10 protein-coding genes are annotated in these 10,306 nt (G+C 70.8%); 2 read left to right on the top strand and 8 right to left on the bottom strand.

The window, feature by feature from the left end:
- Nucleotides 1-43: 43 nt before the first annotated feature.
- The 3 genes from ACFWVC_RS38015 to ACFWVC_RS38005 are packed head-to-tail and all read right to left on the bottom strand — an operon-like array spanning nt 44 to nt 2,737.
- Nucleotides 44-1,312 carry an NAD(P)/FAD-dependent oxidoreductase gene (locus ACFWVC_RS38015; RefSeq protein WP_384299073.1) on the bottom strand — a complete coding sequence of 423 codons (1,269 nt, stop codon included), beginning with the start codon at nt 1,310-1,312 and terminating at the stop codon, nt 44-46.
- Nucleotides 1,309-1,746, bottom strand: coding sequence for a GtrA family protein (locus tag ACFWVC_RS38010; protein ID WP_384299068.1), 438 nt, complete (start codon nt 1,744-1,746; stop codon nt 1,309-1,311). Before ACFWVC_RS38010 ends, ACFWVC_RS38015 begins: the two co-directional genes overlap by 4 nt.
- The gene (locus tag ACFWVC_RS38005) at nt 1,733-2,737 is read right to left on the bottom strand and encodes a glycosyltransferase family 2 protein (RefSeq protein ID WP_384299061.1); all 1,005 of its coding nucleotides are present in this window, start codon (nt 2,735-2,737) and stop codon (nt 1,733-1,735) included. The genes ACFWVC_RS38010 and ACFWVC_RS38005 overlap by 14 nt, the downstream gene beginning before the upstream one ends.
- 451 nt (nt 2,738-3,188) lie before the next feature.
- Between ACFWVC_RS38005 and ACFWVC_RS38000 the strand changes: the two genes are divergently transcribed.
- Nucleotides 3,189-4,181 carry an alpha/beta fold hydrolase gene (locus ACFWVC_RS38000; RefSeq protein ID WP_384299055.1) on the top strand — a complete coding sequence of 331 codons (993 nt, stop codon included), beginning with the start codon at nt 3,189-3,191 and terminating at the stop codon, nt 4,179-4,181.
- A 26-nt stretch (nt 4,182-4,207) separates the two neighbouring features.
- Here the strand turns inward: ACFWVC_RS38000 and ACFWVC_RS37995 are convergent, their stop codons facing one another.
- Complete coding sequence (locus ACFWVC_RS37995; RefSeq protein WP_384299050.1) at nt 4,208-4,783, bottom strand: TetR family transcriptional regulator C-terminal domain-containing protein; 576 nt, start codon at nt 4,781-4,783, stop codon at nt 4,208-4,210.
- Between the two features lie 162 nt (nt 4,784-4,945).
- Between ACFWVC_RS37995 and ACFWVC_RS37990 the strand changes: the two genes are divergently transcribed.
- Nucleotides 4,946-5,962: a hypothetical protein gene (locus ACFWVC_RS37990; RefSeq protein WP_384299045.1), complete on the top strand. Its 1,017-nt coding sequence runs from the start codon at nt 4,946-4,948 to the stop codon at nt 5,960-5,962.
- A gap of 642 nt (nt 5,963-6,604) precedes the next feature.
- Here the strand turns inward: ACFWVC_RS37990 and ACFWVC_RS37985 are convergent.
- The 4 genes from ACFWVC_RS37985 to ACFWVC_RS37970 form a co-directional block, all read right to left on the bottom strand.
- Nucleotides 6,605-7,390: an ABC transporter permease gene (locus ACFWVC_RS37985; RefSeq protein ID WP_384299039.1), complete on the bottom strand. Its 786-nt coding sequence runs from the start codon at nt 7,388-7,390 to the stop codon at nt 6,605-6,607.
- Nucleotides 7,387-8,385, bottom strand: coding sequence for an ATP-binding cassette domain-containing protein (locus ACFWVC_RS37980; protein ID WP_384299034.1), 999 nt, complete (start codon nt 8,383-8,385; stop codon nt 7,387-7,389). The genes ACFWVC_RS37985 and ACFWVC_RS37980 overlap by 4 nt, the downstream gene beginning before the upstream one ends.
- Nucleotides 8,386-8,438: 53 nt before the next feature.
- Nucleotides 8,439-9,281, bottom strand: a complete 843-nt coding sequence (locus ACFWVC_RS37975; RefSeq protein WP_384299027.1) for a DUF4097 domain-containing protein — start codon at nt 9,279-9,281, stop codon at nt 8,439-8,441.
- Nucleotides 9,282-9,362: 81 nt separating this feature from the next.
- Complete coding sequence (locus ACFWVC_RS37970) at nt 9,363-9,884, bottom strand: hypothetical protein (RefSeq protein ID WP_384299024.1); 522 nt, start codon at nt 9,882-9,884, stop codon at nt 9,363-9,365.
- Nucleotides 9,885-10,306 lie beyond the last annotated feature (422 nt).

Below are 10,306 nucleotides of genomic sequence, written 5' to 3'. Positions count from 1 at the left end.
CCGGACGGATGTCCGGTGGGGCCCCTCGCGTCGGTGCGGGCGGTCAGCTCGCGCCGATGAGGCCGGTGACCTTGCGCGCGAGGGCGACGGCGTAGTTCTGGCCGCGGTCGTGCGGGTAGATCTGGGCCATGGTGGCCAGGGTGACCCGGCTCATGTGCGTGCGGTGGTCCGGGATCCCGGCACGGTACTCGGGCGTGACCACGGGCTGGGCGAAGGGGGCACGGGAGAAGTGCCACTCCTGGATCCAGGTGCGGTCGAAGTCCGGGTTGAGCCGCTGCAGGTACGGGATGAACCGGTCCAACAGCTCGGCCGGCGCGGTGGTGAACCGCCAGTCGTCACGCGGCACGTAGTTGCCGACGTACAGCAGGTGCCGGCCGCCGTACTCCGCCTTGTCCACCATCTGCGTGTGCTCGACGACGGCCAGGAACGGGAAGTCCGGGTCGTTGATGTTGAGCCAGTAGTACGGGATGACGCTGCGGTCGACCTCGAGGACGAAGCAGGTGGCACCGAGGTACTGGTTGCGCCACACCGCGGCGTCCGCGGGGACCTCCGCGGCCTTGGCGAAGACCGGCTGCGGGGTGGTCACGATCAACTGGTCGAACGCGTACTGCGCGCCGTCGTCCGTGGTCACGGTGACCTGCTCGGCGCCCTCGGGCTGGCGGATGGTCTCCACCCGCTTGCCGAACTCGACCTTCCCGCCGCGCGCGCTCACCGCGTCCCGCAGGGCCGCGTAGACGCGCTCGAACCCGCCGTGCAGATAGCCGAGTTCGAAGGTCCGGCAGTGCACACGGGCCCACAGCCAGGCCATCGAGACCTCGTCGGCGCGGTCGCCGAACTTGCCGCGCAGCAGCGGCTCCCACACCGACTCGGTGGCGCCGCGGCCGGCCCAGCGGCGCAGCCACGACAGCGCGGTGCGGTCGTTGAAGCGCTCGCCGTTGCGCACGAGCTTCAGCGCGGCGGAGGAGGCGCCGAAGCGCACACCGTCCAGCAGCGAGAAGGACGGGAAGCGCAGCATCTCCATCGGCGTGCTGAACGGGTGCAGCGCCCCGTCGCGGAACACGCCGGTGGTGGGCTTGTGGAAACGCAGCTCACCACCGAGGCCGAGCTCCTCGATGAGGGCGATCATCTCCCGGTCGCTGCGGAAGATGTGGTGGTAGTAACGCTCCAGCGGCGTTCCCCCGATGGTTATGGACGCCGCCAGTCCGCCCAGTTCGTCCGCGGCCTCCAGCACGGTCACCTGGTGGCCCGCCTTGACCGCGTCGTAGGCCGCGGTCAGACCGGTGGCACCGGCACCGATGATGCCCAGATTCATGCGAAGCTCCACTTTCTGTTGAGCACGAACTGCACGGCCAGCACCAGCGGCAGCGAGCCCGCCTTGACGAGGTTCGGGTCGGCACCGAGCCCGTCGGAGAAGATCCGGAACAGGACGTAGGTCAGGACGATGCCGGTCAGGCCGACGGCGTAGAAGCGCAGGAAGCGCACCAGCAGCCGGTCCCGCTTGTCAAAGGTGAACAGCGCGTTCAGCACGAAGTTGTTCGTGATGCCGAGGCTCGTGCTGATGACGTTGGCCACCTGCTCGTTGAGGCCGAGCACGTTGTACAGCAGCAGGAACGACGCCATGTCGAGGAGGACGCCGCTGCCGCCGACCAGCCCGTAGCGGATCAGCTGGCGCAGGTCCGCGCGGCGGCCGGACGGACGGTCCGCGGCCGCGGTCCCGGCGGCCCGGCTCGCCTCAGTCGCCGTCATGACGGACGACTTCGCGCACGATGTACAGCGGCCGGCCCTGGGCCTCGGTGTATATGCGGCCTATGTAGCTGCCGAGCACGCCGATGGCGAGCATCTGCGTACCGCCGAGGAAGAGGACGACCACCATCAGCATCGTCCAGCCGGACACCGTGATCTCCGGCCGGATGATCCGCATGCCGACGGCGTAGACGATGCCCACCAGCGACAGCGCCAGCACGAAGAAGCCGAGCCGGGTGATCATCCGCAGCGGCACGGTCGAGAAGCTCGTCACACCGTCGGTGGCCAGGCGGGCCATCTTGCGCAGCGGGTACTTGGTCTCACCCGCGAACCGCTCGTCGCGGTCGAAGTAGACCTCGGTCTGCCGGAACCCCATCGACGCGACGATGCCGCGCACGAAGCGGCTCCGCTCGCGGAAGCGCCGCAGCTCGTCGGCGGCACGGCGGTCGAGCAGGCGGAAGTCCCCGGTGTCCAGCGGGATGTCCACCTCGGCGCAGCTGCGCAGCACGCGGTAGTAGGCGTGCGCCGTGGTCCGCTTGAAGAAGGTGTCCTGCCGCGTACGGCGCCGCGCGTGGACGATCTCGGCTCCAGCCTGCCACGCGTCGACCAGCTCAAGGCTGACCTTCGGGGGGTCCTGGAGATCGGTGTCCATGATGATGACGGCGTCGCCGTCCGCCTCGTCCACTCCGGCGGTGACGGCGATCTGGTGCCCGAAGTTGCGGGCGAAGTCCACGACCCGGACCCGCGCGTCGCTCTTGGCGAGGTCCCGCAGGATCTCCGCCGAGCCGTCGGAGGATCCGTCGTTGACGTAGATCAGCTCGTAACGGAACTCCCTGCGCCCGTCGAGCGCGGCGGCCAGTTCCTTGTGGAAGGTCCGGATGCCCTCTTCTTCGTTGTAGACGGGCAGGACGTACGAGATCAGCGGAGTGGAGCCGGACTCCTGCGCTGTGCGCCGGGCCATCGTGCCCGTGACTTCGGCGGTCTGCGTGCTCACCGTCGGGCCTCCGCACCGCGCGCGGAGCGCTCATGAGGGTTCCTGTACATCTGTCGAACCTATGGATCCCACCTTAATTAAAGGCGAACATCGGATTGCCTGACGTTCGATGTGAGTTGACGACGCGGCGGCGCTCAGGTCATGAATGCGTCATGTGCTCATGAGGGTTTCGACATCGGCACGGCGGTATTGAATCGAACAATGCGAAGCGGCGCCACCATTCCACCGTGGGCGAATACGCCGATGACCAGGGTCTCCGCCGGACCCGCGCCGTCCCGGCGGCCGGAGCGGGACCCCGAACACGGCATGCCGGATGCCGCACGGACGGCGCCACGCCGTTCCGGCGCCGCGCCGGGTCACTCCTACGGCCGCATCGGTCGCGCCCCGCGACCACCCTCCGCGCAGACTCGTCACCAACCGTCCTGCCCGCCCCGAGGCGAAGAGAGTGACGATGCCTGCGAATCCGCTCGCGAAAGCCCGCCGTGCACGCGCCCGCGGCCTGGCCCTGCTCCTGCCGACGGCCGCCCTGGCGATCTCCTGCCCGGTGGCGGCGTCCCCCGCGGGGGCGAGCGGCAACGGGCGCGGGACCAGGCCGACGATCGTGCTGGTGCACGGGGCGTGGTCGGACGCGTCGGGCTGGCTTCCCGTCATCCGCGGCCTGCAGAAGAACGGCTACACGGTGCTGGCGCCCTCCAACCCGCTGCGCGGACTGACCGCGGACTCCGCGTACCTGACGGCGGTCCTCAAGACGATCAAGGGCCCCGTCGTGCTGGTCGGCCATTCGTACGGCGGCGCGGTGATCACCAACGCGGCGGCGGGCAACCCGGAAGTGAAGTCCCTGGTCTACATAGCGGCCTTCGCGCCGGAGGCCGGGGAGAACACCCGCCGGCTGATGGCGAGGTTCCCCGGCAGCCACCTCGCCGACGCTTCGGCCCTGGTACCCGCCGCGCTGCGCACGGTCCCGGTGCCCGACGGCGACGGCGATGACGGGCTCGAACTGTGGATCAGGCCCGAGCGGTACAACGAGATCATGCTGAGCGACCGCGTCCCCGCCGCCACCGCGGCCTCACTCGCGGCGGCCCAGCGCCCCGCCGCCACGGGGATCGTGACCGAGGCGGCCCGCGCCGCGGCCTGGCGGACGATCCCCTCCTGGTACCTGGTCGCCGCCGCCGACCAGGCGATCGGCGCCGCCAACGAGCGCTTCATGGCCCGGCGGGCCGGCGCCCGCATCGTCGAGGTGGACGCGCCGCACGCCGTCCACGTCACGGCGCCCCGCGCCGTGACCGACCTGGTCCTCGAAGCGGCCCGCGCGGCCGGGCCCCGCACGGCCCCCTCAGCGGGCTCCCGGCCCGTCGCGATGATGGCCGCGGCGGCGAGCATCTCCGTGGCGACCGGCACCGCCCTGTACGCCCTCGCCCGCAGGCGGGAGACCCGCGGCCGCTGACCGCGTGCGCCGGGCCCGGCAGGGGCTCAGGCGGCGGGGCGGGCGAGCACGGTGTCGAAGGTCACGTCGAGGAACGCGTCGAGCGGCTGCCGGTCCCGGACGAGCTTCGCCCGGGACATCGCCCCCTCGAAACCGCTCACCAGGTAGTCGGCCAGCGCCTCGGCCGGCACCGTCCGCGCCACCTCCCCCGCGTCCTGCGCCTCCCGCAGCGTCTCGGCGAGCGCCGCCTGCCAGCGCTGCAGGTGCCCGTGCACCGCCTCGCTCAGGACCGGGCTGTGCGCCGGGATCTCGGCGGCCAGATTGGCCAGCAGACAGCCGCGCGCGAAGTCGCTGCGCCCGGCGAGCGCGACGCGGTGGCGCAGGTGCTCCTCGATCCGGGCGACCGGCGAGACGGTGGGACCGGCTAGGTTTTCCAGGGCCAGATTGCCGGAGAAGCGTTCGACCGCGTCGAGGCAGAGCGTCTCCTTGCTGCTGAAGTGGTTGTAGAAGGACCCCTTGGGCACTCCCGCCGCGACCACGATGTCCTGCACGCTCGTGCCGTTGTAGCCGCGCTCGTGGAACAGCCGGAGTCCGGCCTCGGCGATCCGCTCTTTCGTCGTCACGCCCTCAGTATGACCGGTCGCCTCAGAGCGCGGTCCGGGAATGTCCGCGGGGTGGCGGAACGCTTACCCTGTCCAAGACGACCGGTCACATTAGGCCGTCACGTCCAACACCGGCAGCGCCGCCGGCCACGACCTCACCACCCCGGAACCTGGAGACCATCCGTGCACCCCAACCCCCACGAGGCCGCGCACCGCAGGAGCGCCGTTCCGGTCCGGGCGTGGCTGCAGCCCGTCCTGATCGCCCTTGTCATCGTCTCGGCCTTCATCAGCTGCTACATCGGGGTGCAGCGGAACCCCCAGCCGCACCGGCTGCCGATCTCGGTCTCCGGCTCCCACCTGCCCCACCAGGTGCAGCAGGCGCTCGGCGACGCCGTGGACGTTCGCCTGGCCGCCTCGTCGGGCGACGCCCGGCTGGCCCTGGAGCGGCACGACGTGGTCGCGGCGCTCAGCTCGGCCCACCACGGCGACGAGCTGCGGCTCGACGTCGCCGGCGCGAACGGCCTGTCGACCACGACCGCGGTGAAGAACCTGGTCTCGGCCTACGGGCACGGGGCGGGCAAGGACGTCACCGTGCACGACGTCGTCCCGCTCGACCCGTACGACGCGCGCGGCCTCGCGGGCTTCTACGTGTCCTTCGGCGTGTCGCTCGCGGGCTTCGTCTTCGCCCAGAACGCGCTGGGACTCGCCCAGCTCCTCCACCTGCGTCACCGGCTGACCCTCATCGCGAGCTTCTCCGCGGTCTCCGGCCTGCTCGCCGCCTTCATCGCCGGTCCCGTCCTGGGCGCCGTGCCCGCGCCCTACCTGCCGCTGGCCTTCACGCTGGCCCTGCTGTCGGCGGCCGCGGCGTTCACGACGAAGGTGCTGGGCACCTACCTCGGGCCGCTGGGCGTCCCGGTCGCGACGCTCCTGCTGCTCACCATCGGCAACTCCACCAGCGGCGCGACGATCGGCCCCGACCTGCTGCCCGGCGCGGGGCGCGCCATCTCCGGTGCGCTGCCGCCGGGGGCGGCGGTACGGGCGGTCACCGACCTCACGTACTTCGACGGGGCCCACGCGCTCACCCCGCTCGCCACGCTCGCCCTGTGGGCGGCGGGTGCGGCGGTGCTCGTGTCGGTGCGGCCCCGCTTGCGGTCGGCCGTCCGGCGGTTTCCGCTGCGGCGTGCTGTGCCGGCGACCTGACGCTGCGCTTGCGGTCCGGGTAGGTTCTTTTCCCCGCCCACCCGCCCGTGTGCCCTGTGAAGTCACGCACCCCGGCGCGCGTTTCGTGGTGGGCCGGGTTCGGGGCCTCCGGGGCTGGCCATTCTGGACTGGGATATTTACGTGCGTGGCGGGCACTTGCTCATCCCATCCCTGCCCGGATGCCGCACACAAATATCCCGCACCGTCCAGAACACCCACCCCTGCACCCCCGCCCCCTCCGTTTCGTCATGCGCCTGATCCCCAGTGGGAGTGTGGAGGCGGCCATGGCACAGGCCCGGGGTTGGTGCGGCGGCACATCGGGCGCCCAGGCGTCACCGCCCACACACCGGTGGGGCGGTATCCAGGCAACCGCGGTCACCCGGACTGCCTCCATACCCCCACTGGGGATCAGGCGCGAACACTACGGAGGGGGCGGGGGTGGAGGGGTGGGCGTTCTGGACTGTGGAGCATATTTGGGTGCACAACCCGGGGTGATCAACGGCAGGTGCCCGAGGCACCGAAATGTGCTGTCCAGAATGGCCGGCCCCGGAGGCCCCGAACCCGGCCCACCCCGCAACGCGCGCCGGGGCGCCCTGACTTCACAGGGCACCCGGGCGGGAGGGCGGGGGAAAAAGCCCCCGGCTACTTGGGGTCGCGATCGAACACCGCCTTCGACCAGAAATAACCCAGCACCGTCAGCACCACACACCACGCCGGCGCAAGCCACCCGTTGTTGCCGATCTCCGTACCGAGCAGAAGGCCCCGCACGGTCTCGATGGCCGGCGTGAACGGCTGGTACTGGGCGATCGGCTGGAACCACCCCGGCATCGCGTCGATCGGGACGAAGGCGCTGGAGATCAGCGGCAGGACGATCAGGGGCAGTGCGTTGTTGCTGGCCGCCTCGGCGTTCGGGCTGACCATGCCCATTCCGACCGCGATCCAGGTGAGCGCCAGGGCGACCAAGGCCATCAGCCCCAGCGCCGCCAGCCATTCCAGGGCCGTGGCGTCGGTGGAGCGGAAACCGATGGCGACGGCGACGGCGCCGACGAGGACCACGCTGGCGATCGACTGCAGGACGCTGCCGATGACGTGCCCGATGAGCACCGACCCGCGGTGGATCGCCATCGTGCGGAAGCGGGCGATGATGCCCTCGGTCATGTCGTTGGAGACCGACACCGCGGTGCCGACCACGGTGCCTCCGATGGTCATCATCAAGATGCCCGGCACGATGTAGGCGACGTACGCGGACCGGCCGCCGCCGCCCATGCCCGCGCTCATCACGTCGCCGAAGACGTAGACGAAGAGCAGCAGCAGCACGATCGGCGTGAGCAGCAGGTTCAAGGTGAGGGACGGATAGCGGCGGGCGTGCAGGAGGTTGCGGCGCAGCATCGTGGACGAGTCGCGCACCGCGAGGGACAGAGAGCTCATCGGACGGTCTCCTTGGGCTGGTCGGGGATGCCGGTGGTGTCGGTCAGGGCGAAGAAGACGTCGTCGAGGTCGGGGGTGTGCACGGTCAGTTCGTCGGCCTCGATGCCGGCCGAGTCCAGTTCGTCGAGGAGGGCGCGCAGGTCGCGTTGGCTGCCGTCGCTGGGGATCTGCAGGGTGAGGGACTCGTCGTCCCGGGTGGCCTTGCGCAGTGCGGAGGCGGCGGTCTGGTAGGCGGCCGGGTCGGTGAAGCGGAGCCGGACGTGGCCGCCGGGGATGAGCCGCTTGAGTTCCTCGGCGGTGCCCTGGGCGGCGATCTTGCCGTCGTGGAGTACCGCGATACGGTCGGCGAGTTCGTCGGCCTCCTCCAGGTACTGGGTGGTGAGGAAGACGGTGACGCCGCCGGTGACCAGCTCACGGATGATCTGCCACATGTTGTGCCGGGAGCGGGGGTCGAGGCCGGTGGTCGGTTCGTCGAGGAAGATGATCCGCGGGCTGCCGACCAGGGTCATGGCGAGGTCGAGGCGGCGTTTCATGCCGCCGGAGTAGGTGGAGGCCGGCTTCTTCGCCGCGTCGGCGAGGTCGAAGCGCCGCAGCAACTCGGCGGCGGTGCGGCGTCCCTCCTGCTTGGACAGGTGGTGCAGGTCCGCCATGAGGAGCATGTTCTCCTCGCCGGTGATCAGGCCGTCGACGGCGGAGAACTGCCCGGTGACACCGATCGCCGCACGCACTCCCTGCGGGTCGCCGGCCAGGTCGTGGCCCGCGACCTGGGCCTGCCCGCCGTCGGCGGAGATGAGCGTGGAAAGGATCTTGACGGCGGTGGTCTTGCCGGCGCCGTTCGGCCCGAGCAGTGCGAACACGGTGCCGGCCGGGATCCACAGATCGACACCGTCCAGGACGGTCTTGTCGCCGTAGGACTTGCGCAGGCCGATGGCGGAGACGGCGGCGGGCGGTTGCACATCGCCATTCCTGGGCGTGGGCATGACAGATGAAGGCATGGAGCCCTCCCATTCGAAGGGTTAATTGAGTGGGGAGTTGGCGGGTTGGGCGCTCAGACCTGGGCGCGGCGCACGTCGATGTTGCCCCAGCGGGTCCTGGCGCGGACCTCTACGGTGTCCTCGGTCTGCTGCGGAGGTTCGGCGTCGGCGAGCGTGTTGCGCACCCGCCCACGCTCGGAGCTGGCGTCGAGCCAGGCGGCGGTGCCCTCCCGGATGCCGACCTCGATGGCACCGTAGGAGGTCTCCAACTGCACCGTTCCGCGGGCGACTTCGGCGACGCGCAGGGTGCCGTGGGCGGTGGTGGCGGTGACCGAGCCCTCGGCGCGCGTGATGTCGATGTTGCCGTTGGCACCGCTCACCCGCAGGTCGCCGATCGCGGCGCCGACGGTCGTGGTGCCGTGCGAGTTCTTCAGGACGGCGGATCCGTCGACGGTGCCGACGCGCAGGCTGCCGGAGCTGGTGGTGATCTCGGCCGAGCCCTCGATCCGGTCCACGGTGATCGAGCCGTGGGAGGCGGTCAGCTGGAGCGGTCCGGTCGTGTCGAGCCGGACGTCACCGGACGACGACTTGACCCGGACCTCGCCGAGCCGGCCCTCGCCGAGCACCTGGGTCCAGGATCCGGTGATGTCGACACGCGAGCCCGTGGGCAGGTCGACCGTCACCTCGACGGCGCCGCTGGGCCCGATGAGGCGCCGCTCCTTCGTCCGCACGGTCAGGACGCCGCTCGCATACGTGACCTCGGTCTGCTCGGCGGCCCGCACGTCCTTGTCCCGCTTCGGATCGAGGGGCCGCACCCCGACCACGGTGTCGGCGCGGTCGCCCGCCGTGAACAGGATGGAGCCGGCGCCGACATGGGCGGTGACCGAGATCGGTTCGGGGGTGTCGAAAGAAGGCATGGCTATACCGTCCTCATGGGTCCTCGGGGTATCCCCGCTGGCGGGAGGGGATGTGGGTGAAGTGGTGCGGGCGCGGCGCGGTTAACGCACCCAGCCCGTGAAGCTCTGTCCGGTGGTCCGGGTCTTCTCCGGCGTACGCGGCCGCGTGCCGCCGTCGACCGCGGCCGACACGGCGCGTACCAGCCACGCGTTGACCGACAGGCCCTCGCGGGTCGCGGCCTCCTCCGCGCGCACCTTGAGGTGCGCCGGCAGACGCAGATTGACGCGGGCGGTCGCGCCCTCGTCGGCGTCACCCGGTGCCGGAGGCGGTGCCATGAGCGGCTCTGCGGGCCCGCTCCTGTCCTCATAGACCTCGTCGCGCGGCGGCGGCGTCACCACGAAGTCGGGGTCGAGCCCCCGCAGCCGCACATCGACCGAGCCCGGGGCGAGTTCACGGGTGATCTCGTCCATCGCGGCGGAGAGCACATTGAGCATGGTCAGGCGGGTCGCCGACTCCAGGGGAGCGGTGAGCCGCTCGGCCAGCTCGCGGGCTTCTTCGCCGCCGGCTTCGGCGGCCACCGCGAGTTCCCGGCGGAGGTTGTCGACATAGGGCGTGAGGTCCATGACGCCATCATGGCACCATCGTGGCGCCATACGCAATGCCATGAGAGGAGTGGCCGCGAAAAGGGAGGGGTTCTGCGGTGCTGACCTGCATCAATGGCTTGGCGCCGGGCTGCGTCACCGCGGTGCCACATGGGGCCTCGGCCGCTCTGGCACATCCGATGACGCCATCGTGGTGCCATCACGGCACGGCCGGGCAGCAGTGAGGGCGAGCACGTGGTTCGTGCTCGCCCTCGGTCACGCTGCTTCGCATGTCAGACAGTCAGCTTCAGCCCTGTGCGGCGGGCACGACCTGGATGGTCTTGGAGGTCGTGATCGGTGCGAGGGAGCTGTCGTCGGTGTAGGCGCGCATCGAGTCGTTCGTCACCGTGACGGTCACCGAGCCGGCCTTCAGCGCGGTGAGGACACGGGTCTGCGGGTCGAGG

Origin of the sequence: Streptomyces sp. NPDC058691, from assembly GCF_042714775.1 — a bacterium.
Classification (GTDB): domain Bacteria; phylum Actinomycetota; class Actinomycetes; order Streptomycetales; family Streptomycetaceae; genus Actinacidiphila.
This window is presented reverse-complemented; position numbering and strand designations above follow the sequence as displayed.